Source organism: Chryseobacterium sediminis, from assembly GCF_008386505.1.
In the GTDB taxonomy this organism is placed as follows: Bacteria; Bacteroidota; Bacteroidia; order Flavobacteriales; family Weeksellaceae; genus Chryseobacterium; species Chryseobacterium sediminis.
In genome coordinates, this window is record NZ_VUNZ01000001.1 from 39146 (window position 1) to 64851 (window position 25706).

Consider the following 25706-nt stretch of genomic DNA (forward strand, 5'->3'; position numbering starts at 1 on the left):
ACAAATGTAAATAAAATATGAACAGACTGGTACATTTTTAAATAAACCCTCTGGCATAATACAGTTGTATAACGAAAAATAACAGAGTAAAAAACCAGACAACATAGGGATGATAACTGAAATTATTCTTCAGAATATAATGCAAAGCTTTGAAAAGTTTGAAAATACCAATAAGACCAATGATAATAAAAACCAGAAAGACCAGAAAAAACAGATAATCTCTTGTTTCATAATTGGTTACTTTTCCGAGGTGATCCAGATAAGATTCCACATTAATGGTTTGTCCCAGAAACATAGCAGAACTGATTAATATAAAAAATGGAGTAGAAGTATACACGGTGGTATAAATGAAAGAAAACAACAAAGTCCGGAAAGTGGTTGTATTTATTTTTTCCTTTTTGTACCATAATAAAGCAACACTGAAAAGTACTGCGGTAATATTATTCATCAGAAATATAAACAGGGCTTTTTCTACCATGCTTAATCCCTTGATCTTTGAAATAATATCGTGTTCACCACCGTAGTCCATCAGAAGTACAGAAATAATGACAGAGGTATACACGGAAAGCTTAATGGGAGAAAGATAATCCTGAAAACGTTCGGTTTCTTCTTTTTCCATCTCATGTACAGAAAGATCATAGCAGCGGCGGGGATCCTGAAACAATTTGAAAACAGTTACCGGAACCAGTAATATTTCAATAATAATCTGCAGACACAGTTTCTCAAAACTATCGATTAATTTTTCAAACATATACACGGGGATTAGGGAACGTACTATGCAATTTAATTAAATTTTAAACGAGATCTTAAAAAATTAAAGTCTCTCAACAAAAAAAGAGGATGATTATAATAAATCATCCTCTTTTATCAGTATAAAATTCTTCCTGTTACTTAGGAAGTCCTCTTTTTAATGCATTATTAGCGATCTCTACCGCTTTTCTTTCTTTCCAGTCCATATACCTTTTTTTGTATCGGCCTTTCATGAAATTATCAAAATTACGCTGCACAGCAAGATTCCAAAGAGAATGTGCTTTTACAGCCCAGCTTTTGTCCCATGCACGCAGGGAAATAGAGAAAGATCCGTCCAGATATTTCATCCAGTGCCACCAGCCGGTAGGCATGAATAAAGTATCTCCGTGTTCCAGGAAACATTCAATTCCTTCAATACCATCCAATGCCGGGAATTTTTCAAAATCAGGATTGGCAATATCATAATCCTCCAGTGCATAGGTAGCATACGGAAGTTTATAAAGTCTGGATTTCCACTTGTATTCAAATAAAAGAACATGTTTTCTTCCATTGAAGTGGGTATGGAAAATATGAGGCATGTCTATATCATAATGAAGGAAAGTTACAGAACCTTTACCTCCGAAAAACATACTCGGATATTTATCTAAAAATCCACCCATCAGATTCTTTGGCGGAACATAGTCGTCCAAAAGTTTTGGCGCAAATTTTATAGGATCAAAGAAGAAAATTCTCAGATCAGTAGGTTCCCTTTGAATAAGGTCAACATAATCACGAAAAGGCATTTTCGTTGTCGGAGTATTGATAGGAGCGGCAGGATCTGCTTTGGAACTGTCGTAAAGGGGAACTTCAACGTCGCCAACCACTTCTTTCATATATTCCATTGTCCATTTTTGGTAGGCGGGCCATTTTCTTGCCATATTTCTGATTACCACTGGCTTACATGGCTTTAGATATTTTTCACGGAAATCTTCTTGTGAAATATCATCTACAATATCAATTGGTTTAAGGATTATTCCCATTTGTTCAAATTATTAAGCTAAAGTATTAAATATTTGCGACAATAAAACGGAAAGAAATAAAATTATTTGGAATTGATATAAATAAATGATAAAATACATATTTCTGTCTCTTTTTTTAGAGTTATTGCGATAGATTTTTAGCTCCAATAGTCTTACAATGTACAGTGTTTATGCTGTAAAATGATAGTTGTGAAATATAATAATTGTATGTATCATTGTGGTATTAAAAACAACCATGAAAAGTTTTACTTCGATTATTTTTTCGCTTGTATTTGCAAGTGCTTTTTCACAGAAATCAGCTAAAATTTATACTTCAGATATTGACAATTTTTGGGTTGCCTATGACAGCATTCAAAAAACAAAAGATCATACCCAAAAACTGGCTCTGATTAAGAAATTATACACAGACAAAGGAACAGAAGGTTTAAAAGCCTTTATGAAAGCCAGAGATTATAATGATACGGTATTTGTAAGCATCATTGATAAGTATCCTAAATTCTTGAACTCCATCAGGCCAAACACCCTGACGATAAAAACTAAAACCAATGAACTGGAAGCCAGTGTTGTGAGACTGAAAGAAATCTATCCGGAGCTTAAAGAAGCTGAAATGTATTTTACGATAGGCGGACTTAATTCCGGGGGAACAGTGAGTGGAAATAAGGTATTGGTAGGTGCTGAACTTGCCACCGGACTTCCGTCTACAGATGTTTCAGAGTTTCAGGATGATTGGATAAAAGGTGTTTTTGAAAATCAGTCTCTGGATAATATTGTCTCCTTAAATGTTCATGAATATATCCATACCCAGCAGATTGGAGACCGCAGAAGAGTCCTGAGCCAATCTATCAAAGAAGGGGCATGTGATCTGATTGCCGAACTGGTCATGAATAAGCCTTTGGAAAGAAAATATCTTTCCTATGGAGCCGCTCATACCGCTGAGGTGAAGAATTTGTTTAAAAAAGAAATGTTTACCGGTAATTTTGCAAACTGGCTGTATAATGGAAGAAAGAAAGGTGAAAGTGCTGATCTGGGGTATTATATAGGATATGAGATTTGTAAATCCTACTACCAGAACGCAAAAGATAAGAAGCAGGCTGTAAAAGATATTATTGAACTGAATTATGATAACGATAAAGCTGTTGAAGACTTTCTCACCAGATCAAAATTTTTCAGTGAAAAAATTGATAAGAAAAAGCTGATCAAAGAATATGGGAAAAATTTACCCTATGTTGTAAAAACAGAACCTGCAAATGGTTCCGTAAATGTAAGTGCTGATACAAAAGAAATAAGAATTACCTTTTCAAAAGAAATGGTTTCCAAAAGCTATTCCTTCAATCTTTCCCATAAAGGAAAAGAATATTTTCCGATTACCAAAATAATAGGTATGGAGAATAATGACAGAACACTGATTCTTTCAGCAGATCTGAAACCGGGTAAAGAGTATGAGTTTGTGCTAACGAACAAAAGTTTTGTGTCTAAAGATGGTTATCCCCTGAGAGATGAAAGGCTTCTGGTGAAGTTTAAAACAAGTGATAAATAATTTGATCATCATGACTGATAACCAGCTCTTATATTTAGCTTCAATAGTTTGTTTCTTTCTTATTATTGTGACTTTCAGGCACAGTCGGATATTTGGTGGGATCAATATGATCCTGTTCTGCTTATACAATTCAATATTATATTATCATTTAATTTATGATAGCAGCGGAGGAACAGGTTTTGTATGGTGGTTTTATCTGCTTGTTTTATCAGGATGCCATATGCTGGCCCTTTTGATTTACTTTGTAATAAAAACTATTATCAAAGACAACCGTTTACGAAAAATTAAGAATTAAAAGATAACTGCAAAACCTTGAAGAAATTATTCAACCATTTAAAATTCAGATTTTATCAAAGTTTCAGGCTGCTCAACCTGAACCCGAGAGCAGGTGTACCTGTTCTGATTATTCTGGTAGTTCTCGTCATCATGAAGCTTCCTGAAAGCTGGTATTATCCCCCTTTATTTTTTATACTGGTGTTGCTGTTTCATTATGAAAGAAAAGATATTCCTTTCCTTAAAAAAGTCTTTGTAAAAAGCTGGCGGTGGATCATTGTACTGGAAACGGTATTTATTTACAGTATTTTGTTATGCGGGAATATTCATTATACATTTGAGAAAACGGCATTGCTTTCTTTACCGATGTTTGTTTTTCCGGCTTTTGTCACTCCAAGAACCAAACCCTGGATGACATTGCAGTGGAACTTTATTCCGGATGATTTATTTGAATGGAAGAGCTTTCTGAGAAAAAATACGTTACTGGCAGTTCTGGGGTTGGTTATTCTCTGGTGTTCCGCTTATCATCTTGTGGCTCTTATTCTTGCGGGAGTTTTTGCACTGGATTATATTTCACATCTTTACGAGCCTAACGAAAACAAAGAAATGCTGGAAATGTATTTCAAAAAGTATACTTTAAAAGAGAAACTCAGAAGAAATTCTCTGCTTTTCAATGCTTTATTGTTGCCAACATACTGCCTGTTTCTGATTCTGCACTCTGTCGAAAGTTTTTATATACTTTATTATTTTGCTTTTATGAACCTGTATTTTATGTTGATCCTGACCAGAAAATACAAACATTACCATCATAAAGAAAAGAGCAATTATTACACTATAGGTGTTTTTATTGAATATATAATATGCAGTATAACGATTATCCCGGCGGTATTCATCTTGAAAAATAATATTAAAGAAGCATCTCAAAATATCAGAACCTATGTTGGAGATTAAAAATATACATGTTCATTTTAAAAATCAGAATGTATTAAACCACCTGAATCTATCCATAGAAGAAGGCTGCATATTGGGACTGCTTGGAAAAAACGGGGCAGGAAAGACCACACTGTTTGAATCTCTGTACCAAAGCATGCCATTTTCGGGGGATATCACCTGGAAGAATAAACGGTTGAAGCGGGAAATGATTTCTTACCTTGAAACCGAAAACTATTTTTACCCTTACATTACAGGAGAAGAATATCTTGCTTATTTTACTTCAAAAAAAGAAATTGAAATTAAAGAGATTATTGAAAAATTCAATCTTCCGATGAAAAAATATGTGCAGTATTATTCCAGTGGAATGAAGAAAAAGCTGGCCCTTATCGGAATGCTGATGCTGGATAAACCTATTAATATTCTGGATGAACCATTCAATGGAGTAGATTTTGAAGGAGTTCATATCCTTTATGAGATCATCAGACAGTTGAAATCGGAAAACAAAATAGTTATTGTGAGTTCCCATATTATTGAAACTCTTTTTCATACCTGTGATAAAATTGCCTTTCTGCAAAACGGCACTATTGAAAGGATCTATGATAAGGAAGAATTCAGTCAATTGAATGTACTTAAATTCTAGACTGTTTTTTTATATTATTTTAACATCTGGAGAAAGCGCTCTCAATGATTTTTTTATTAAATTACCGTCACAAACTAATAACTTATTTATTATGAAAAATTTAAAGAAAATCGCGAGACAAAATTTAAAAACAATTACGGGAGGCCGCCCGGCAGCAGCAAGTGAGTGTATTGCATGTAGCTGTCCTACATCCATTTGTTATTATATTAATGGAAACGGTGGCGGTGGCGGCTGTGGAAACCTTCTATGTGCATAATCTTTTCTATTATAAAGCAACCTTCCGAATACCGGAAGGTTTTATTTTTTCTGTATTAAAACTTAGGCTCTGTATATTTTCTGATAAGCAACATGATGAGAGCCAGAATTAAGCCTATGATGCTTGACCAGACTATATTTTCGATGCCATAATGAGCAATCCAGAATCCTCCGAAAAGCGTTCCTGCTGTTACAGCGAAATTCCCGCAGGAAGTAAAAATACCGTTGATAAACTCTGAAGAATCTGAAACAGAAGAAGTGACATTGATGTTGCTGATCAGAAAACCTCCGGAATGTATCAGTCCCCAGCATCCAACAATCCAGATCATAGGGGCAAAATGGTTTCCGTAATACCAGATCAACAGATGAACTCCTGATAACAGAATTAAAAACAGAAGAGTAGTCTGAAATGGAAATCTGCTCATATATTTTCCTGCAATTTTATTTCCTGCAATTCCAACCGTTCCAAATAAGAAAAGCATGAGACTTATCTGTTTGCCATTCATCTGTGTTATATTCTTTAAAAAATCAGCCATATAACCATACGTAGAATACATGGCAGCAATAGTGAAAAATGCAAGAAAGAACCCGATCCACAAGTGTTTATTATGAAATATCTGATGTGGAAAGCCTGTTGAAGTCCCGGTTTTATTTTGAATTGGTGGTAAATAAACCCATACACCAGCCAGTGCAATTCCATTAATAAAAGCTGTAAGCAAAAAAGAAGACTGCCAGGAAAAGAGATCAGACATAAAAGTTGCAAGGGGAACTCCCATTACCGTTGCCAGAGTAAGCCCTGAAAAAATGATACTAACAGCTCTGGAGTTTTCTGTAGGATCTGAGGTTTCTCCTGCAACAGATAAAGCAATAGACCAGTAAACCGGATGAAAAAATGCGGGAATCATTCTGACTACAAGGAGCAGATAAAAATTGGTGATGTACGCAGACAGAATATTGGCAGCAACGAAAATAAATAAAGAAGAAATCAATAGATTTTTTCTTTTGAAGGTAGATAAAGCCATCAGCATAAAAGGACCGAAAACAGCAACAATCAATGCAAAAGCACTCAGCAGCCATCCCGCTTTTTCAATGGAAACTCTGAAAGCGGAAGCGATTTCAGGTAAAACTCCAATAACTCCGAATTCTGTGGTTGTAATTCCAAAAACACCTAATGCCAACACATAAAGATTTCTATTCATTTTCATTATTTTTTTGCAAATTTGCAGAATAGACTATCAAGAAACTATATACTTACCTTTTGGTTCTATACTTACCTTTTTGAAAGTGTAAATAAAAAACGATTATTATGCCTCAATTTTTCCACGATAAAAGACTTTATTATACCCCAATTGAATTTGCATTAAGCCATATTGGAGGAACCTGGAAAATGCCTATTCTATGGAGATTACAGGAAAAACCTCTTCGTTTCAGTGAGCTTAAAAAGGATATTCCTCATATTACAGACAAAATGCTGACCAGCCAGTTGCGCGAACTGGAAACTAAAGGCATGATCCATCGTGAAGTGTTTCCCGTAGTACCACCGAAAGTAGAGTATAGTCTTACCGAGAAAGGGAAAAAAGCAATTCCGGTTATTGAAACCATTATGCAGTTTGGCTACGACCTTATCACAGATGAAGGCATTGTTTTTCCGCCTAAAGAATAAAAGTTATATCGTCTTTTTTCATACCTTCACCTAAAATCTATTCTATAGTATGAAGCTGAAATTAGGGATTTTAGATCAGTCACCTGTAACAATGGGTGGCAGCGCAGCCTCTGCATTGGAAAACAGTATCAATCTTGCTTTACTGGCTGAAGAAACGGGCTTTCATAGTATCATGTATTCCGAACATCATGGAGTAGAAGCCTATGGCAGTTCCAGTCCTGAACTTTTAGCAGCCATCATACTCAGTAAAACCAGCCGTATCAAAATAGGGACAGCCGGAATTATGATGAGAAACTATTCTGCCTATAAAATTGCAGAATGGACCAAAATGCTCTCCACTTTTTATCCTGAACGTTTTATTCTCGGATTGGGAAAAGCTCCCGGAGGATTAAAAGATGCTGTTATGGCACTTAATAATCATAAACCGGTAGTTTTATCAAATATGGAAACGAAACTGGAAGAGATTATTCAACTGATCAGAGAGGAAGATGGAATTTACGACGGACTGATTGCACAGCCTACTCATCTACAGTCTATTCCTGAAATTATGTGGCTGGGATCAGGAATGACTTCCGCAAAAGAAGCAGCTAAACATGGGATAGGATATTCCTTTGCTGCTTTTATGAATAGTGAAAACGGAATGGAAAATACAGAAGCTTATCTCAGAGAATTTGATGGTGCTCAATATTTTTCCCAACCTTCTTTGCAGGTGGCAGTTGCGGTATCGGTAGCAGATAGTGTTGAAAAAGCCAGACGAAATGCCTATGGAATGGCCTACCAGTTTTTACAATCCCGCCAGTTAGTTAGCCCCAATGCTGTTCTGTCTCCTGAAGTAGTAGAACAAAAGGTTTTGGGAACTAAAGATGAAGATGAGTTTTTCAACTTTTTAGAGAGAATCATCATAGAAACACCACAGTCTGTGGAACAAAGATTACAACAGGTTTCAGAAAAATACAAGACAGATAATCTTCTGATATTGTGTAATATGTACAGAGAAGAAGATCGTGTTTATACCTATGAAAGCATCATTAAAAATAATAATTAAGCCTCGCAGGAAGCAAAAATTTATGCTTAGATGGGGCTGTATTTTAAAATAATTCAAACTCATGAAGCAGGATATTTCAAAATTATATATCATTACAGGTGGCCCCGGAGCTGGAAAAACAAGGCTGTTGAATGAATTAAGCAAATATGGATTGACAACGGTTCCTGAAGAAGGCAGGAGAATTATTAAAGAACAGATTGAGTGTGGAGGAGAAGGACTTCCATGGCTGAATAAAGAGCTTTTTGCCAGCCTGATGTTTGAAGAGTCTGTAAAAACCTATCTGAAAATGAGTCAATCAACCCATTTGAAACCCATTTTCTTTGACCGTGGAATATGGGATACACTGGGATATATGAGGCTTGAAAATATTCCTGTTCCGGAATTAATGACAGCAAAAGCCAGAGAAATGGTTTATAATAACAATATCTTCATTCTTCCCCCATGGAAAGAGATTTATGAAAATGATCCGGAAAGGAAACAAACCATTGAAAAAGCCATCCTTACTTTTGAATGTATGAAAGATATTTATCAGGAGTATGGTTTCAATAGTATTGAAGTACCAAAAGTAAGCGTAGAAGAAAGAGCAGCCTTTGTTTTTGACAGAATTCTGATGTAAAACTGAAATTAATAGGCTTAGCTAGTGTATGTTGTTTAGCACCAATCAATTATCATTAATAATATGGACAATTTCTTATTTGAAAAAGAACTGATAGAACTTGCCGATAAAGATCTGACTGTAAGAGGAGAACTGTTCGCTGCCGGAAAACTGTCCGGAGGTTATCATCCCGAAATGGAAAAAATCCATAAAGCTAATGCACAGCGTCTCCGGGAAATTATAGCAGAAATCGGATTTCCAACCCTCTCAAAAGTCGGTGAAAAAGGAAGCAATGCAGCATGGCTGATTATCCAGCACGCTATTGGTGAACCTAAGTTTATGAAAGAATGTTACACCATGATGGAAGAAAACAGCAGTGATATTAATCCCATACATAGAGCTTATTTATACGACCGGATTCAGTTCTTTCAAAGCAAGCCTCAAAAATATGGAACACAGCTGACCGGCGAAGGAATAATATATCCCGTAGAAAACAAAGAAAATATAAACAAAGAACGAGAAAAAGTAAACCTTCCGATATTGTCTAAGGCAGAAATTGACAAAATTCCGGAACCTGAGGACATTCCGGAAATAGATGATAAAAACGTTGAATATACAGTCTGGAGAAAAAAAGTAGGGTGGATTTAATTGATCTTTAAAATTTCACGAACCTCAATATTCCCTCCGATTTTAAAGACAGGATTGCCTTTAGCCATTTCTACCGCTTCATCAATAGATTCTGCCCGTACAATAATATATCCGCTGATGAATTCCTTGATTTCGGTATAAGGCCCATCCGTTACAATATTATCAGGTCTTACCGTTTTTGCCGTTCCCGGTGCAGGTAAAAGTGTATTTCCTTTATCTACAAGCTTGTTTTGTGCAGCGATGCTTCCCAGCCAGTTCAGTCGCTCCTGGATCTGTTCCGGAGAAGGCTTAAAATCAGAAATGTCTTTCAGCCTGAAAATTAACGCAAATTCTTTCATAATCAGATTCTTTTATTTCATGACGATTAGGGCATGAGAAAAGGGACAAAACTTTTAATTTTATTTAAATCTGTCCTTTTCAAATATAATATTATCAGATGCTGTATTTCCAGTACATTCAACTTTTTTATTTATCCAGCAAAGGTCTGGGATCAAACAGTACTTTTAAGGTATGAATCTTTCCATCCTTGATCTGATACCATCCGGAAGCTTCTGTCACTTTTTCTCCCATATCAATTGTATACCAGAAACATACATCTTCATCAGATGTGAAAGTTTTCAGAATAGTATACTTAAATTTCATCTGTCTCATATCTTTGATGTAAACAGATGCGCCTTCTCTCTTTCCTAATACTCCTATGAATTTAAAATCAGGATCAAGACAGCTTTCCGCCTTATCAAAATTTTCCTCATTTAAATATTGAATAAACTGTTCCGCCACATTTTGGGTTGTAGTGTCCATAAAAATTGTTTTTATTGTTGAATACAAAAGTAGCGGTTCACTGAATGTTTCACTTGTGACTATAATCACAAAATGACTCAATTTTCTATTATTTTAAAACAGGAATTCTGCCTTTTGCATATGCAATCTGATCTTTTTCCTTTTCCTGATCCGGTTGGTTTTTAAGGTACATTTTATAGTAAATAGCCGCGTTCTTTGGCTGTTTGAGATTCAGGTCATAAAGAAGGCCTAAACGGTAATAAATAATATTACTCGTACCAAAAGTTAATCCTCTTTTATAAGCTATCACCGCATCATTATACTGATTTTTGGCTTCATAAATACCTGCCAATGCTGCATAATACAGCGTGGTGTGATCTGAAATGGCTTCATCAATAGTCTTCTGCGCATAGAGGGCAGCGTTGTTATAATCTTTCAGTTCACGATAGCTTAAGGCCATGAAATATAATGTCCCCTCGTTTTGTACTCCCATATCTTCAAGCATTTTATAAAGACTGATACATTTCTGATAGTCTTTTACATAAAAATAAGCCTGTCCCATATCATTCATTACATTCACATCAGCATGGTTTTTCAGGAGTTTTTCACCAATTTCAATCACTTCCGGATATTTTGAGAGCTGATTGGCAACAGGTAATAGCGCCTGCTGTAAAGTGAAATTCTCAGGATCAGAAGCAATGGCTGTTTTCAAAACATCATAAGCGGGTTGGTATTGTTTCAGACCACTGTAGGTTAGAGAAAGATCATAAGCTACGTCAGGATCCGTAGAATTAAGAAAGTTGGCTTTTTTGAGGTAGCTCAGTTTAGTTTCAGGAGTATCAGCATAAGTGGCAAGCTGTTTATAAGCATTGAAATTAAGGCTATCCAGTTGAATGATCTGTTGAAGATAATTCTTGGCATTGGTTACATTACCCCGCCTGGAATTGATACTGGCCAGACTAAATAGAGTAGCCAGACTGTTCGGTTGTATGGTGTTGATTTTCAGATAATTTTTTTCAGCTTCAGGCAGTTTTCCGGCCATCATATTGCAGTAGGCTATTTGTGAAAGAGCTTTTATATCCTGTGTATCTCCGGGATATATGCTTTGAAGATATTTTGCTGCATCGGCATAACGCTGTGTTTCATAATATTCAAGAAGCTTTTCAGTGTCAATTTTTGCAGACTGAGCAGTGAAAGTGTTAAAGCCAAATAGAATAATGCACAAGCAAATTCCTTTTCTCATCATGGTTATTTTTTAACTAAAATATTGGATATTTAATAAGATTCCAAATTTTGCACTCACTTATTGGGGATTTTTTTAATTTTTATGAATAATTTATAATAAATCAAAAAAACTTTTCTTATTAGATTTCTTATATTCATCCTGCAAAAAAGACAGACAAAGATCAATAGATATGGAAATAAAAACGGTACAATCATTCATTGATTATTATGAAAAAATAAGGGAAAGAACCAATCGTATTATTGCAGTTGTTCCTCCTGAACATATAGATTTTACTTATAAACCCGGGAAATTTACCATTGGTGATCAGATAAGACATATTGCCACTATAGAACGGTATATGTATGGAGAAACCATTACAGGAAAGAAAAGTGCTTATCCCGGATGCGGAAAAGAACTGGCTGACGGCTATGAAAATACCGTGAAGTTTTTCAATGAAATGCACAGACAAACATTGGAAATTATTAACAGTCTTTCTGATGAAGATCTTACCCGAAAATGTCTGACTCCTGCCAATAATGAAATCTCTGTTTGGAAATGGCTTCGTGCAATGATAGAACACGAGATTCATCACAGAGCAGAATTATACATCTATCTCAATCTGCTGGATGTAAAAACACCACAGATCTATGGATTTTCTGCCGAAGAAGTTCAGGAGCTGAGTGTGAAACTATAAATCGAAGTGAGGTTTTAAAGAGTTTTAATCCGTTTGGGTTAATTTGTATATTAGCCCATTCAAAAAATTATAATGGCCAGACCTTTTATCATTCCTCTTTTACTGTTTTTAAACAGTGCCTATGCACAGAATCATTCAGACCTGAAACCCGGAGATACCTTAAAATATTCTCCTCAGTCTCATAAACCTTCCTGGATCTCGGTACAGTCTGCAGATACCAATCTGGGAGTTGCCCTGTTTATGGATGGAAAAAAAGTAAAAGAACAGGACGATTCCAGAGGGATAAACAGTGTTGAACGCTTCTATTTTACGCCGGAGAAAGGAAAAAAATATGAATTTAAAATCTGGGCCAAATCTTATGTAGAAAAAAGCAAAACGGTTAAAGTTTCCATTACAGAATCCAAAAATGTGCCTGTTCTGGATGGGAAATTCAGCCCTGATCAGTTGGTAGAAGACCTTCATACATTCCGCTCTATAAGGGAAAAAGCAAATTCCGGATTGTATGTGTACAGAACAAGAAAACAAATTGACAGTATTTACCAACAGGCTGAGGAAGAAGCCAGAAACAGCAAAAATATTTTTGATTTTTATAAAGTCATTGCAAAAGTTACCGGATTTGAAGGAAGTTGTCACAATTATACAGATCTTCCCAATCATGCCTCTTATTATCTTACACAGAAACCGGAATATTTACCCATTACTTTAAAGAATATTGACGGACGTCTGCTTCAGGACTCAAAAGATAACGCATTGCCTCTTGGCGCTGAAATCCTTTCCATCAACGGAGTTTCTGCCAAAGAGATGATCAGCCGCTTTTCTCAATACTATTTTTCTGACGGATATTCAATGCCTTACAAAGAAACAACAGGTTTTGAAAGAGGAATGCTGGATAAATTTTATATAGAATTCGGAACTCATAAAAATTATGTTATCAGTTATAAATGGAACGGAACTGTAAAAGAAGTTTCACTGGTGGGAATATCGTTGGAAAACTTTAAAAAACTTCAGGATTCAAGATTCTCGCTTACTTTTGATAAAAAACTGCTGTCTGAAAAATACAGCTTGAATAAAGAAGGAAACGGAATCTATCGCCTATCCTTGAGAGGTTTTGATTTTGCAACAGGGAAAGATGATCCTGCTTATAAAAAATTCAGTGCTTTTCTGGATCAGATGATGAATACCCTTGAAAGCGAAAAAGTAGAAAACCTGATCATAGATCTCAGAGGAAATACCGGAGGTACAGGCGCTCTTTATGAAAAAGTATTCTCTTATCTTACACAAAGACCTTTCCGTGACAGCCACTATGCTTATACTAACTTTAATGAAGTGCCTATGGAAGAAAAACTGGTGATAACTTCTCTTTTTCTTTCTAACGGAGTACAGGATAAACATGGCCTGAATGCCTACCTGAAACAACTTTACCCTAAAGAGGTTCAGGGAAAATATTATTGGGCAGATGACAAAAATCCTTCGATTTTACCCAATAACAAAACTTTTAAAGGACAGCTTTACCTGCTTGTGGATCAACGGGTGGCTTCCGCAGCTTCACACTTGGCCTCTCTGATAAAATCTTATACCAATGCCATTGTGATCGGAAAAGAAACGGTAGGAGGGTACTATGAGCATAACGGCCATCTTCCGTTGGTATATCAGCTTCCCAATACCGGTATCCAGACCGGATTCTCTATTGTACATGTCATTCAGGACGCACAGAATCTTCCTGATCAGAAAAGAGGACAGGGAATTATTCCTCACATCCCGATACAACAGACCGATCAGGAATTTCTGGATCAGACTGATGTTTATCTGAAAAAAGTATCAGAACTTCGGAAACCGTAAAAACGATTCTATTATTAAATATAAAACCAGCTGTAAACTCATTATTTGCAGCTGGTTTTTTTATTGTAGAAATTCAGTCTTATTTTAGATTATTTCTATTTTAAGTGATAAATTTATTGTTTTTATTTATTAAAAATTGTTAAATATCCATTTGATAAAGAGGTGTTTATTTCTTTTATTTAAATCATTTATTTTAGAATTATTAATAAAAAGTCGTAGAACTACTACAAAATTTCAGATTACTCACAGAAAATTTTTTGAATAGAAATTAGCGTTTTATCTTTGTAATACCACCAATCTAATTACAAAAAAATTAATAATGATTAAAATTTGCATATCATCACGATAAACTCAGGAGAAATCCTGGAATTCAACAGGGAGTAAAGCAAAAACAATAATTGCTTTACCTTTTTACCCATAATTCGATACCCTGTTTTGATCCCAATATCCGGATTTTATTCATTAGAATACGGATAATGAAAATGTATCTGATCTTTTTAGCTCAGGTAGATTTTAGCCTTAAAAAATTTGACACCCAATCAATCAAAATACTACAATTATGTTTCAGGACGATCATTCACCCAAAATGCCTGTTTCCAAAGATAAAATTCCGGCTGTAAATAATCTAAAAGAGACTCTCAAAGATCAGGCAGTAAGCAAAGCTGCCCAGAAAGTGCAGGAAAAATCAAGCGGAACTGTTAAAAAAGCTACGGAAAAAATGGTTCAGGCGCAGGCTTATACCGGAATGGTTCAAAGTGGTTCTCAAATGTTTATGAATCAGGTTAAGCAGCCTAATCCACCCACATTGGTAGAAGACAAAGTATGGTCAAAGCAGCCTACTTCCGGAATCTATAACGCCAACACAATCCCTGGCAATCAGGTAGCGGGAATCAACCGCGTGATAAAGCTTGAAATTGTAATCGATGGAAAAGTAATCAAACATTTCAAACATTTTCATTTAAAACAAAGTGCAGTAAAGCATCATGAGTTTGATCTGATGTTGGCTCACGATACTCTGGGAAGCTCGGAAAACCATAATCTGGAAGAAGCTCAGAATTTTCTGGGAAAAAGAATTACGGTTATTTTCAGATATAAAGACGTTGAAGACGGCCCTGAAAGAAACTTTGTAGGAGTAATTACTGAAGTAGGTTTCAGTCAGGAAAAAGGAAGTCTGGGAAATATCGTTCTTACAGGCTCAAGTCCCACTGTTCTTCTAGATGCTGCTCCTCATATTCAGAGTTTTGGCGGCGCACAGGAGATCAGTCTGAACAGTATTGCAGATCAGGTAATCAAAGAAGGACTTGGACAAAATTCCTTTGATTTCAGAGTAGATGCCGCACACGGAAACGTTTCTTACAGCTCACAATATGAAGAAACCCATTACAACTATCTGGCAAGAATAGCAGAAGCGTATGGAGAACAGTTTTATTATGATGGTGAAGTCCTTCATTTCGGGAAACTTCCCCCTCAGGAAAAACCTGTGAAACTTACTTACGGAAGCAGTGTGAGTGATGTAAAGATTAAAATGAAAGCACAGCACGTAAATCCTTCATTTTATGGATATAACAGCAGTAAAAATGAAAAATTAACGGCAGGAAGCTCTAAGATTACCCACACTTCAGATATTGCTAAAAGAGCCTATGAAATTTCAGAAAAAACCTTTACAACCCCTTCACTGAGAGTAGCTCCGATAAAAGCGGTGTCTTTTATGGATGTGGAAAACTCTCAGAAAGGTACAGCAGGAAGTAAAGCTTCAGAAGTTTTTGTTATTTCAGGTGTTACAACAGTACCATTCCTGTATCCGGGCTGTATTGCGGATATTGAAATGCGAAAAGCAGAAAGTAGTGAAACGACCTATTTCACCAAACTAATGATTGTAGATATGCATCATGAGGTGGATGCAAGAGGATATTATACCGGAACATTTGAGGCAATAGCTTCTGACACAGGATTTATTCCCCGTCCGGAGTTTCATATTCCAAAAGCAGATGCTCAATTTGCGAAAGTGATTTCCAATACAGATCCTTTAAATCAGGGAAGAGTTAAAGTTCAGTTTGACTGGCAGAATGGCTCTACCACTACAGAATACATCCGTGTAATGACTCCTGATGGTGGCGGAAGTGAAAAAGTAAGCAAAAATCGGGGCTTTATGGCTATTCCGGAAGAAGGTGATCAGGTAGTGGTCAACTTTGCCCATCAGCATCCTGACCGTCCGTTCGTGATGGGAGGAATGTTTCATGGTGGAGTTGGCGGCGGTGGCGGAACCGGAAATAATATTAAAAGTTTAAGCAGTAAAAGCGGACACACCATGAGTCTGGATGATGCAGGAGGAATTACCGTGAGAGATAAAGACCAGAATTCCGTTTTTCTGGATGGTGCCGGAAATATAAGTATAGACAGTAAGATTTCCATTACCCTGACTTGTGGAAGCAGTTCTATTTATATGGATAAAGATGGAAATATTCAGATCAAAGGAAAAGAAATATTTGTACAGGGAGTCAATATCGGAGTAGGTGGAACAACAAGTATCGGCGTTGGAGTAGGACCTGAAGACGGTGACCCTACCTCTGGTGTCGGAATCAAGTCAGATACCCTGGATATCGGAACCAAAACGCTTTCTATGAGAGGAGATACGGAAGCCAATCTCAGCAGTGGAGGAAAAATAAATGTAGGCGGCGGAAGTGAAACAAATATTGTAAGTGGAACTGTAAAACTGAATTAAAAGCAGATGAATCCGGTAGATTTGGAGTTGGTAAAATTAAAAAGACAATGGCAGAAAGTCGTTTCAAAGAACGAAGAAAAACCCATGCTGATCTGTATAGGAGAAAAACATGAAACCGATCTTTTTGACGGATTTATCAAGTCGAAACTTTCCGAAGACGAAGAAGGAGATGATGTTTTTTTACTCCATTATCAGGAATTTAACGGAATGAAATCTTTCGGACAGACTTTACTGGATGAATGGACCGAGTTCTACGAAATGCTGAAAAAAAGTGAAGAAAATATTCCGCAATGGGACATCAAAGATCCGGAGAAAGCTTTTAAAACTGATGCTTACAAAGCATTTTATCCTTTACTGGAATTAAAGAAAAACTTCCCGAATATTAAGGATTCTAAAATCTACCTATATATTGCTCCACTCAGGATCAGCGATACCGAAGAGCTTTCTCTCTGGGTGAAAGAATGGTGTAAGATCTGTGAAATGTCAGAAAATAAAGATATTAAACTGGTCTGGGCAGAACATCACACTCATAGAACACTATCGCAGATCCCTCCAGCACACACTTTCAGGGTAGAAGTGGATATTCATCAGTTAATGCAGAATACCGCAGCTCATACTAACCGGAAGAAAAACAGTCCGGATACAGATTTTCAGCAGCAGATTCTTATAGCGAGTAATCATTTAAGCAAAGAAAGATTCAAAGAAGCGGAGCATTCCCTGAAAACCGCAGTGAAACTGGCTAAAGAACAAAAAAATAAACAGGGAGAGATTTCTGCCTATTTTATGCTTACCCAGGCGTATACAGCAGACAGGAAAAAAGACAGGGCAGAAGATACTTACCGGACCATATTTGAAGAAGTAGAGCCTGACTCACCGTTGGAAATTCAGATGTATATGAATTACGGAAGCCATCTGTTAGGAAATTCCAAAAAATCCAAGGCAGAAAAAATATTTGAAAAAGCTGCAGAAACAGCACAAAAGATAGGAGAATATGCGATGGCTATTGAATGTTACAGAATCATTGGAACATTGAATGACACGGTATTGACAAAAGATAAAATGATAAGGTATTTTGAAAAATGTCTTGACATAGCAAAAATAATGGATCCTTCGGTACGGGACCAGAGCAGTCTGAGGTTTGTAGCCTCAATGCTGGTTCTTAAATACGAAGGCGATCATGATAAAAAAACAACACTGGACAATGAAATGAAGACTTATTTTGGAGATGACTGGAGGGTGAGTGTAGAAAGACCAAAAGCAGGGTAATCTCAAATTAAAAGAATCATGGCAGATCTGAATAAAAAAACAGTAAAACCCATCAAGGTTGCAAAACCGGATATGAACCCGGACCGTTCCCTGAAGGTAAACGCAGACGTTACTTCAGTGAGCTGGGACAAGACTAAACAGGGTTGGAAGAACGGAATGAAAAATAATGTTGATTCCCTGAACCCTGTTTCTATGGTTAAATCCTTAGCCGGAGAAGACAATGCCCAACCACAGAAAAGTAGTGGCGGAGGTGGTGGAGACAGTGCTGTGACAGTAGAAAAAGCAACTCCTGAAAGTAAAGTGAAGCTGATCAAAGTGAATACTCCGGCAATGCCTTCCACTGCAATTCAGCATACGAGCAAGCATTTTGATATTGTGCTGGCAATTGATATCCACTGGACATTGATTCCGCCGCCACCTTCGTTTATGTTTATTCCATTGCCTTTGCCACATCCTTTTATCGGGATTGTTTTTGACATCATGGATTACATTACCATCACCATTCCGATTCCCCAGTTCGCAAGAAATCTGATGCCCTCACTGCCGGAAAGTATTCCGATGGGAGGCTCTATATATGTTCACGGAAGACACAAAGCAACTACCACTACCAGTGTAATGGGAGTGGTGATTCCGTTCAGACATGTCACATCACTCATTCCTGTGTACATCATTCCTTTTCCTCAGGAAGCTCCGCATGAAGGGGAAGTTTACTATGGTTCACAGACCGTTTTGGCACAAGGAAGTAAAATGAGCGGAAACCAGCCCCAGCAGGTACTTACCTGTATGGGATTTCCTTTCGGAATGACCATGCTTCCTGCAATGCCTGATAAGCCTAAGAAAAACCCACTGGCTTATTTTGCCTTCTATAATAATTTTTCAAGTATGTATATCCAGATCAATACGGGAGGTCCTGTATTGGTGGGTGGAGCTTTTGTTCCGCATGTCTATACACCCGGAGAAATGCTGATGCGTCTTGCAGGGATGTTTTTAATGAGAAGTTTAACCAAGAAAATGGGAAAACTGGGAGCAAATGGATTAAAGAAATTCAATAACAGTGTCCTTAAAAAAGCACCTTTCAGTAAATTCAAATTTGCCAATGCATTGTCTAAAAAATTATGCAAATGGGGATTTGAGCCGGTCAATCTTGTTACCGGAGCTATGGTTTTTGAATGGGATGATTTTGAAATTCAGGGAAGTACTCCTTTACAATGGAGAAATATATGGCACAGTGACAGACCTTATGATTTTGGACCTTTAGGAAATGGAGTCTTTAATAATCATGACCTGTTTATTCTTCCTGAAGAAGACAATAAGTTTGCTGGCTGGATGCATCCTGATGAAAATATTGCCATGTTGATTCCCGCACCTGAAATTGGCGAAGAAATGACCTATTTCAGGGATCATAAAATATGGCAGTACAGACCAAGCAGCAGCATTTGGGTGATCCGTAAAGGAACTGATATTTATACCTATAAACGCTTTCATCATGTTACAGAAGGAACAATCTATAAGGTTATTCGTATTGAATATGGTGACGGTACCATCAGAGAATATGAGTATGAAGACCGTAATATTGTTTTGAAAAGCATAAAAGATGTAAAGAGTGGATTCAGTATAGAAACGGTTATTCATCCCGAGTATAAAAAAGTCACAGAAGTCTATTACTGTTATAAAAAACAAAGAGACCTGCAGGTTCGCTACGATTATGATGATCATGGAAATCTTACCCATGTTTGGGATATTCACAAAAAGGCAATTGTCTTTGAATATGATGGAAAGAATCAGGTTGTAAAAAGAACCAACCGAAACGGAATGAGCTATCAGTGGGAATATGATAAAGAAGGAAGAGTAGTTCATACAAAGGGAACAGATGGATATATGGAAGGAAAACTTCAGTATCATGATGAAGAAGGTTTCACGGAAGTTATTTATCCGAAACAAAACAACAAAACAGAAGAGTATCATTATGATGAAAATTTTCTGGTTTATAAAATAGTAGATGGAGAAGGAGGGGAAACCTGGTATGACTACACAGCTCATAACGAACTGAAAATGATAGGATCTCCGGAGGGCAGAGTTGAAGGATATACCTACGATGAAATGGGAAATATCAAGATTTTCCACAGTCTTGACGGGGAAGAATACCATTATCAGTATAATGAGTTCGGACAGATAATTGCCCGTTTCTCCCCTTCGGGAACTTCTGAAACATGGAGCTATGATGAAGAGGGAAAACTGATCAGCTATACCGATCCTGCCGAGGAAAGTGTTTACTATGAATATGCAGACGGTGACAGGGTTCCTGAAAGCAGCAGCAGAGAAGAGATTGTTACCTATTATAAATATAACCAGAGAGGCCAGCTTACTCAACTCACCAACACTGCCGGAGCCGAACAGTACTGGAAATATGATGAGTATGGAAGGCTGTTGGTGTTCAGCCCGAGTCCTTTGAACAGAACCCTCTGGAACCGGGATAAAATGGGAAGAGTGGTTGAAGTGAACGAGCAGGGGCAATTCCCGTTAAAACTCCGTTACGATGCCTATGATCTTCCGGTATATGCCACCGACGGGCATGCAGAATGGCTCATGAGTTATACGCCTATGGGAAGCCTTAAACGTCAGGTCCGCAGGAACGCTCTTTCCCATAAAAAAGAAGAAACGTTGGTTTTCGGGTATGATAATTATGAGAATCTGATGAGCATTACCAATGAAAAAGGGGAAGTTTATCGGTTTGAAAGAAACTATAATGACGAAGTCACCGGGGAGACAGGTTTTGACGGCCAGAAAAAGTTCTTTGTAAGAGATAAAGACGGAATGGTCACCCAAACCAGGACTCCTCACGGAAAAGATATTTTTTATGAATATGATCTGGGCGGAAGATTAACACAGACTCATTATCCCGACGGAACCTGGGAAGCCTATCAGTATGACCCCTCAGGATTATTGGTTAAAGCAGATAATGAAAACAGCAGTGTAGCTTTTCAGAGAAATAAATTAGGCCAGATCACTAGTGAAAAACAGGGTGTGCATACCATTCAATATGAATATGACAGTCAGGCAAATCTGATCGGTTTGAAAAGTAGCTTAGGAGCCGAAGTTGACTATTCTTATAATGATCTGGGACAGCTTAAAACGGTAACTGCTGCTACTCCGGAAGTACATGCACCCTGGCAGATGAATCTTGAGGTCAGCCGGAACGGACAGATGTATTCCCGTGAAATGACCGGCGGGATAGAAAGCACTTTTGAATTTGACCATATCGGAATGCCGGTAAGTCAGAAAGTAACAGTGAATAAAACCAATACTACCTTCCATAAAGATTACGACTGGGGAGCCGGAAACCGATTGCTGCATACGCTGGACAGGGTGACGGGCGGAAGAACAAGATTTGATTATGATGCCTATGGAAGCCTTGTTGCAGCAGAATACTCGAACGGTGAGGTACAGTACAAAAATCCGGATGCTACGGGATGCTTATATGAAAGTGCCCGGCAGACAGACCGCGTCTACGACAAAGGAGGAAAGCTGATGCGCGATAAAAACTGGTTTTACCATTACGATGAAGAAGGAAATTTATTATTAAAAAGTAAACGGCCAATCAACAATGCCAAGCCGGAGCATAAAGAAAAACAAGAGAATACGCATCCTTATTATAAAACCATTGCTTCAGATTGGCTGAACAGCCCGAAACTGCCGGATGGCGCTGATTTACCCAATGTAACCGAAGACTCTCCAACAGAAATCCAAAACCCGGAATGGTCCTCCGGAGACTGGGCGTATTCTTGGAATGCTAACGGAATGCTGGCCAAAGTAAAACGCCCCGACGGCAAAGAGGTAAGCTTTGAGTATGATGCACTCGGAAGAAGAACCTCAAAAATTGGACTAAAGAAAATAACTCGTTATATTTGGGATGGTAATGTTCTTCTGCATGAATGGAGCTATGATGCTGAAGAAGTTCCTGTAACGGTTGTAGATGATGACGGAAATGTCATTGAGGGAAAAGAACCTTTGGAGAATGTGGTAACCTGGGTGTATGACAATAATAGCTATAGTCCTATTGCAAAAATTGTAAATGACAAATATTACTCCATAGTTAATAATTATTTAGGTACACCAGTCCAATCTTATGATGAAAAAGGAAATTTAATTTGGGAACGTCAGCTTGACCTTTATGGAAGTGTAAAAAAGGGAGATAATTATTTCATCCCGTTTTTATATCAAGGGCAATATTGGGATGAGGACGTCCAATTAGCATATAATAGGTATAGATATTATAGTGTTGAATCGGGAACATATATATGTAAAGATCCAATTGGGCTCTGGGGAGGACTTGCTCTTTATATGTATGTTGATGATATTAATTATTTTATTGACCCTCTAGGTTTAGCAAAAAAATCTACCATTGCTACAATTACTTATAATCATAAAATTAAACCTAACAAGACTACTGATATTAAAGAATTAAATAGGCAGATGAGAGAGCAAATAAGAGCTTACAATAAAATTCTTAAAGAAGAAGGGATGGAAGGTTTAAAAGAAAGGGTTCGAAATTATGGTCCAGAACTAGAAAGAGAAGGCAGAGTTTATACAGCATCTTTAGGAAGTGCTGGAGATGGAAAAGTATGGGCTCATACTCCTGATATGAAAACAGGAGGTAAACCAAAAGATGTTTCCAAGATTCCAGCAGGATCAAGAGAAAATTCAATACTTGGAGGAGGAAATGCAAAAAGAATTTCAGATGAAATTTTGAATATGGACAATGATATTACTAAATTTAAAGGAGTTATAAAATATACATAATATGCAAAATTTACAAGAACAATACAACGAATTAAATGACTGGGATCGAGTAGAATTTTTAAGAAAAATTGAATTTGAAGATGACCCATCCAAATGGGAATTATTGGATCATATTATTCAAGATGAAGAAGATTATGATTTGGCCCGTATTGAAGCATTGAAAATTTTAGAAATTGCTGAAATTCAAGGTCATATAAAAGATAAGATTATGAAAACCCTCATTGGAGTTATCGAAAGTACGGAAGATTATGATGTTAGAAACTATGCAACCAGTGCTATAGTAAATTTTGTAGAATATTCTCAAATAAGAATTGTTGCAAGAAATCTGGTTTTAAACATAGATGAAGATATTGATATACGTTATAATGCTTTTGACGTTATCAAGAAAATTTCTGACATAGATGAAAGAAATGAAGTACTGAAAAGGTTACTTGATGATACGGATTTTCAGAAATCTGCTCAGAGAGTTCTTACGGAAGGTAGCTGATTTATATTAACAGTTAAAAATCTGAAAAAGGTACTTCTAAGATTTTTATTACAATTAAAAATAAACTAAAAAAGATGAGCTTATTGCTATGGGGTTGAAGGACGGTTCTGTACTTCATAATAATTATTTTTACCCAAAAAACTATTATCAAGGAAAACCTTTAAAACAAATTTTTATAATGATAAGGCTCCATTAGTTAAAGCAGAATAATTTTATTTTAAACTTTAAAAAAGCATGTGAAGATGAAACTTTAATCAAAGACTTGTTTTCACGGGCTGAACTGGATTGATCAAAATAATAAATCTGAATAGGTCTGTACTATGATGAATAGATAAAAACTTAATCCAAATCCAATCCAAAATATATGAAGAAAATATTCTCAGAACTTAAAGGTTTTGTGGTGTTTAGCCCGCAGCTTTTAGCAAAATATCTACAGGAAAATAACCTTCCAGGTACTAATATTTTAAAATATTTCGTAGAAAATGAACATGGAGATGAAATAACAAAGTTAGGAATAGCAATCCCAATAATAGGCGTAGAAGAAGACTATTATGCATTTCAGGTCTCAGTGAATGACGAAAAGATATTGAATGATAATGAGGTAGAGGTGGAGTCCAAAGGCTGGATATTTCAAGCCGCCAATAATGAAATAAAAATTGTTGGTATTGGTTATTTAAAAGACATTACTTCTATTAATGCTGAAAACAGCATTACTTTATCTTTAGAAAATGGCTGGTATTCTTTAAAAATACGGGGAGGAAATAAAGATGGTGAAAGATTATTTGAGCTGAATATGCAGAAACAGGACATTCATCCGGCTTTTAGCGGAGATGTTACTACCGAATATTACTATGGTTAGAAATATATATTAAAAATAGCGATGAAGGCTGAATACCTTTTGTTAAAGGGTAAATGGCTGAAGTTGAGTTGCTAAGAATATTGATTTAACAGTCTAAGAAAACAGAATTTTCTTTGAAAATATAGAAATGTAAATTTTCTTCCAAAAATATTTTGTCAGTAATAAAAAACTTTCTATATTTGCACCACTGAAAACAACGGTATAACCGGAGTTAAAGGAGAGTTGGCAGAGTGGTCGATTGCGGCAGTCTTGAAAACTGTTGACTGTAACAGGTCCGGGGGTTCGAATCCCTCACTCTCCGCCAGTTGGGAAACCAAAATAAGCTAAAACGCTGTAAACATCAATGTTTACAGCGTTTTTGTTTTATGCAAATACCAAATGTGCTAAAAAAAGGATCACAATCTGAAAATGTTTACTACCCGATAAAAGCTTGATCATTTTCTTTATTTGAAAGTATCCGAATGGTATTCATACCAAAACCCTTTAAGAATCTTAAACTCATAAAAAATCTATCGGCACATCGAATTCTATCGATATGTTATTTTTTGCTTGATTAGGGAAAATCAACAATTTTGCAAAAAAATTATTGTTGAAATAGCTCGACCTGATGTTTACATCAATGAAAACAAGATTCTAAAAACACATTTGCCCAATCCCTCAGACAGAATATTTTTATTAATTGACTGTTGCATTTTGTTGAAGATATTATTTTCATTTTGAAATCCGGTGAGGTCAGCAACCCTTATTACCTCAAATTTTAAATGAGAATATGAGAAAAAAAACACATAAAGCACTGATCTTACCTTGCTGCTTCTTTATCGGTATATTGAGTGCGCAAGTAGGAATAGGTACAAGTAACCCACAAGGGATTTTACATGTAGATGGAGCTAAGGATAATTCTGCTTCAGGAGTACCAACGGCAACACAGGTTTCTAATGATGTTATTGTCAATAAAACAACAGGATTCATTGGTGCAGGAGTTCTTAATCCTCAGGTTCAGCTAGACATGAGATCAGCGGGTAGTGAAAATGCTCTTGGTTTAGGGACAACAACCATGTTGGCAGCAACAGCAGGTGCAGGTGCTACACGATATGATGTAAACAATATACCGGTAGGCGCTAAAATAGAAGTGTCTGATGGTGTGGTATGGCACAAAGCCTATATTGCTCCTCAAAAGGCTGTGGTCGTTGTTCGTAAAATTGTAAGTCAGTCTATACCATCTGCCTCAGCAACAACCATTATTAACTGGAATGAGGTACGTGACATGAACAACAGCTTTGATCCCAGCTCTGGTGAATTTACAGCTCCCAGAAATGGAACTTATACTTTTTTGTTAACATTCAATTTTAACGGAGCAGTTATTAGTGACGGTTCCAGAGTTGAGTCACAATTCTACAATCCCACTACAGGTACTGTTCTTGCCAGTGTATATAAAACTTTCGGACAGTCTATGACCGGTACCGCTGATGACGCAAATGCTACACGCTCAACACAGGCTGGAGGGTCAAGTACTGTTACCCTTACTCTTATTGCAGGAACTAAAGTAAGCGTAAGACTATTTCAAAATCTTACTTCAGGTAGTATTCCGCTTAGAGTTACTACAGATTCTTCAAATCCTGCGAATCCAGATGATGGATTTAACAATTTAACTATAATAGAACATTAAGATATAGATT

22 protein-coding genes and 1 tRNA gene are annotated in these 25706 nt (G+C 36.7%); 17 read left to right on the top strand and 6 right to left on the bottom strand.

From position 1 onward, the window contains the following. Positions 1–37 precede the first annotated feature (37 nt). Positions 38–751 (bottom strand): hypothetical protein, encoded by a 714-nt coding sequence (locus FW780_RS00160; protein ID WP_149831654.1) that lies wholly within the window; start codon positions 749–751, stop codon positions 38–40. Positions 752–887: 136 nt separating this feature from the next. Then, positions 888–1769 carry a cupin-like domain-containing protein gene (locus FW780_RS00165; protein ID WP_149831655.1) on the bottom strand — a complete coding sequence of 294 codons (882 nt, stop codon included), beginning with the start codon at positions 1767–1769 and terminating at the stop codon, positions 888–890. Positions 1770–2004: 235 nt separating this feature from the next. Here FW780_RS00165 and FW780_RS00170 point away from each other — a divergent pair, with 235 nt between their 5' ends. From FW780_RS00170 to FW780_RS22255, 4 genes are all read left to right on the top strand, one after another. Beyond that, a complete protein-coding gene (locus FW780_RS00170; RefSeq protein ID WP_149831656.1) occupies positions 2005–3306 on the top strand; it encodes an Ig-like domain-containing protein in 1302 nt (433 codons plus the stop codon). Between the two features lie 312 nt (positions 3307–3618). Continuing rightward, positions 3619–4530 (top strand): hypothetical protein, encoded by a 912-nt coding sequence (locus FW780_RS00175; RefSeq protein WP_149831657.1) that lies wholly within the window; start codon positions 3619–3621, stop codon positions 4528–4530. Further along, positions 4517–5152: an ATP-binding cassette domain-containing protein gene (locus tag FW780_RS00180; RefSeq protein WP_149831658.1), complete on the top strand. Its 636-nt coding sequence runs from the start codon at positions 4517–4519 to the stop codon at positions 5150–5152. Before FW780_RS00175 ends, FW780_RS00180 begins: the two co-directional genes overlap by 14 nt. 91 nt (positions 5153–5243) lie before the next feature. After that, positions 5244–5408: a bacteriocin-like protein gene (locus FW780_RS22255; protein WP_167510631.1), complete on the top strand. Its 165-nt coding sequence runs from the start codon at positions 5244–5246 to the stop codon at positions 5406–5408. A 55-nt stretch (positions 5409–5463) separates the two neighbouring features. On the opposite strand, the gene FW780_RS00185 is transcribed toward FW780_RS22255, so the two are convergent. Further along, a complete protein-coding gene (locus tag FW780_RS00185) occupies positions 5464–6606 on the bottom strand; it encodes an MFS transporter (protein ID WP_241676806.1) in 1143 nt (380 codons plus the stop codon). Between the two features lie 107 nt (positions 6607–6713). On the opposite strand from FW780_RS00185, the gene FW780_RS00190 reads away from it, so the two are divergent. The 4 genes from FW780_RS00190 (at position 6714) to FW780_RS00205 (ending at position 9358) form a co-directional block, all read left to right on the top strand. Next, complete coding sequence (locus tag FW780_RS00190; RefSeq protein WP_149831660.1) at positions 6714–7070, top strand: winged helix-turn-helix transcriptional regulator; 357 nt, start codon at positions 6714–6716, stop codon at positions 7068–7070. A 49-nt stretch (positions 7071–7119) separates the two neighbouring features. Then, complete coding sequence (locus FW780_RS00195; RefSeq protein ID WP_149831661.1) at positions 7120–8115, top strand: MsnO8 family LLM class oxidoreductase; 996 nt, start codon at positions 7120–7122, stop codon at positions 8113–8115. A 61-nt stretch (positions 8116–8176) separates the two neighbouring features. After that, a complete protein-coding gene (locus FW780_RS00200; RefSeq protein ID WP_149831662.1) occupies positions 8177–8731 on the top strand; it encodes an AAA family ATPase in 555 nt (184 codons plus the stop codon). Positions 8732–8794: 63 nt separating this feature from the next. Continuing rightward, a complete protein-coding gene (locus tag FW780_RS00205) occupies positions 8795–9358 on the top strand; it encodes a DUF6624 domain-containing protein (protein ID WP_149831663.1) in 564 nt (187 codons plus the stop codon). Here the strand turns inward: FW780_RS00205 and FW780_RS00210 are convergent. From FW780_RS00210 to FW780_RS00220, 3 genes are all read right to left on the bottom strand, one after another. Beyond that, positions 9355–9696: a YciI family protein gene (locus FW780_RS00210; protein WP_149831664.1), complete on the bottom strand. Its 342-nt coding sequence runs from the start codon at positions 9694–9696 to the stop codon at positions 9355–9357. The two genes, FW780_RS00205 and FW780_RS00210, sit on opposite strands and share 4 nt — an antisense overlap. A gap of 127 nt (positions 9697–9823) precedes the next feature. Beyond that, entirely contained in the window at positions 9824–10159 is a 336-nt protein-coding gene (locus FW780_RS00215) for a nuclear transport factor 2 family protein (RefSeq protein WP_149831665.1), read from the bottom strand. A gap of 88 nt (positions 10160–10247) precedes the next feature. Beyond that, on the bottom strand, positions 10248–11384 hold the full coding sequence (locus tag FW780_RS00220; protein ID WP_149831666.1) for a tetratricopeptide repeat protein: 1137 nt from the start codon (positions 11382–11384) through the stop codon (positions 10248–10250). Between the two features lie 169 nt (positions 11385–11553). Between FW780_RS00220 and FW780_RS00225 the strand changes: the two genes are divergently transcribed. From FW780_RS00225 to FW780_RS00265, 9 genes are all read left to right on the top strand, one after another. Beyond that, on the top strand, positions 11554–12057 hold the full coding sequence (locus tag FW780_RS00225) for a DinB family protein (RefSeq protein ID WP_149831667.1): 504 nt from the start codon (positions 11554–11556) through the stop codon (positions 12055–12057). Positions 12058–12129: 72 nt separating this feature from the next. Then, the gene (locus FW780_RS00230; RefSeq protein WP_149831668.1) at positions 12130–13896 is read left to right on the top strand and encodes a S41 family peptidase; all 1767 of its coding nucleotides are present in this window, start codon (positions 12130–12132) and stop codon (positions 13894–13896) included. A 559-nt stretch (positions 13897–14455) separates the two neighbouring features. Beyond that, complete coding sequence (locus tag FW780_RS00235) at positions 14456–16618, top strand: type VI secretion system Vgr family protein (protein ID WP_149831669.1); 2163 nt, start codon at positions 14456–14458, stop codon at positions 16616–16618. A gap of 6 nt (positions 16619–16624) precedes the next feature. Further along, positions 16625–17884, top strand: a complete 1260-nt coding sequence (locus tag FW780_RS00240; RefSeq protein ID WP_149831670.1) for a tetratricopeptide repeat protein — start codon at positions 16625–16627, stop codon at positions 17882–17884. A gap of 18 nt (positions 17885–17902) precedes the next feature. Continuing rightward, positions 17903–22684, top strand: coding sequence for an RHS repeat-associated core domain-containing protein (locus tag FW780_RS00245; protein WP_241676807.1), 4782 nt, complete (start codon positions 17903–17905; stop codon positions 22682–22684). A gap of 1 nt (position 22685) precedes the next feature. After that, positions 22686–23171 carry a hypothetical protein gene (locus tag FW780_RS00250; RefSeq protein ID WP_149831671.1) on the top strand — a complete coding sequence of 162 codons (486 nt, stop codon included), beginning with the start codon at positions 22686–22688 and terminating at the stop codon, positions 23169–23171. A 364-nt stretch (positions 23172–23535) separates the two neighbouring features. Then, a complete protein-coding gene (locus FW780_RS00255; RefSeq protein ID WP_149831672.1) occupies positions 23536–24030 on the top strand; it encodes a hypothetical protein in 495 nt (164 codons plus the stop codon). 216 nt (positions 24031–24246) lie between these two features. Continuing rightward, positions 24247–24334: transfer RNA gene (locus FW780_RS00260), tRNA-Ser, on the top strand. Positions 24335–24799: 465 nt separating this feature from the next. Further along, positions 24800–25696 carry a hypothetical protein gene (locus FW780_RS00265; RefSeq protein ID WP_149831673.1) on the top strand — a complete coding sequence of 299 codons (897 nt, stop codon included), beginning with the start codon at positions 24800–24802 and terminating at the stop codon, positions 25694–25696. Positions 25697–25706: the final 10 nt, after the last annotated feature.

What these genes read in the sequence shown, in the direction of transcription:
- FW780_RS00230 (WP_149831668.1), top strand. Translation starts at nt 12,130, where the DNA reads ATGGCCAGACCTTTTATCATTCCTCTTTTACTGTTTTTAAACAGTGCC.
- FW780_RS00190 (WP_149831660.1), top strand. Translation starts at nt 6,714, where the DNA reads ATGCCTCAATTTTTCCACGATAAAAGACTTTATTATACCCCAATTGAA.
- FW780_RS00250 (WP_149831671.1), top strand. Translation starts at nt 22,686, where the DNA reads ATGCAAAATTTACAAGAACAATACAACGAATTAAATGACTGGGATCGA.
- FW780_RS00235 (WP_149831669.1), top strand. Translation starts at nt 14,456, where the DNA reads ATGTTTCAGGACGATCATTCACCCAAAATGCCTGTTTCCAAAGATAAA.
- FW780_RS00165 (WP_149831655.1), bottom strand. Translation starts at nt 1,769, where the DNA reads ATGGGAATAATCCTTAAACCAATTGATATTGTAGATGATATTTCACAA.
- FW780_RS00170 (WP_149831656.1), top strand. Translation starts at nt 2,005, where the DNA reads ATGAAAAGTTTTACTTCGATTATTTTTTCGCTTGTATTTGCAAGTGCT.
- FW780_RS00240 (WP_149831670.1), top strand. Translation starts at nt 16,625, where the DNA reads ATGAATCCGGTAGATTTGGAGTTGGTAAAATTAAAAAGACAATGGCAG.
- FW780_RS00180 (WP_149831658.1), top strand. Translation starts at nt 4,517, where the DNA reads ATGTTGGAGATTAAAAATATACATGTTCATTTTAAAAATCAGAATGTA.
- FW780_RS00215 (WP_149831665.1), bottom strand. Translation starts at nt 10,159, where the DNA reads ATGGACACTACAACCCAAAATGTGGCGGAACAGTTTATTCAATATTTA.
- FW780_RS00185 (WP_241676806.1), bottom strand. Translation starts at nt 6,606, where the DNA reads ATGAATAGAAATCTTTATGTGTTGGCATTAGGTGTTTTTGGAATTACA.
- FW780_RS00160 (WP_149831654.1), bottom strand. Translation starts at nt 751, where the DNA reads ATGTTTGAAAAATTAATCGATAGTTTTGAGAAACTGTGTCTGCAGATT.
- FW780_RS00225 (WP_149831667.1), top strand. Translation starts at nt 11,554, where the DNA reads ATGGAAATAAAAACGGTACAATCATTCATTGATTATTATGAAAAAATA.
- FW780_RS00200 (WP_149831662.1), top strand. Translation starts at nt 8,177, where the DNA reads ATGAAGCAGGATATTTCAAAATTATATATCATTACAGGTGGCCCCGGA.
- FW780_RS00265 (WP_149831673.1), top strand. Translation starts at nt 24,800, where the DNA reads ATGAGAAAAAAAACACATAAAGCACTGATCTTACCTTGCTGCTTCTTT.
- FW780_RS00255 (WP_149831672.1), top strand. Translation starts at nt 23,536, where the DNA reads ATGAAGAAAATATTCTCAGAACTTAAAGGTTTTGTGGTGTTTAGCCCG.
- FW780_RS00220 (WP_149831666.1), bottom strand. Translation starts at nt 11,384, where the DNA reads ATGATGAGAAAAGGAATTTGCTTGTGCATTATTCTATTTGGCTTTAAC.
- FW780_RS00245 (WP_241676807.1), top strand. Translation starts at nt 17,903, where the DNA reads ATGGCAGATCTGAATAAAAAAACAGTAAAACCCATCAAGGTTGCAAAA.
- FW780_RS22255 (WP_167510631.1), top strand. Translation starts at nt 5,244, where the DNA reads ATGAAAAATTTAAAGAAAATCGCGAGACAAAATTTAAAAACAATTACG.
- FW780_RS00210 (WP_149831664.1), bottom strand. Translation starts at nt 9,696, where the DNA reads ATGAAAGAATTTGCGTTAATTTTCAGGCTGAAAGACATTTCTGATTTT.
- FW780_RS00195 (WP_149831661.1), top strand. Translation starts at nt 7,120, where the DNA reads ATGAAGCTGAAATTAGGGATTTTAGATCAGTCACCTGTAACAATGGGT.
- FW780_RS00205 (WP_149831663.1), top strand. Translation starts at nt 8,795, where the DNA reads ATGGACAATTTCTTATTTGAAAAAGAACTGATAGAACTTGCCGATAAA.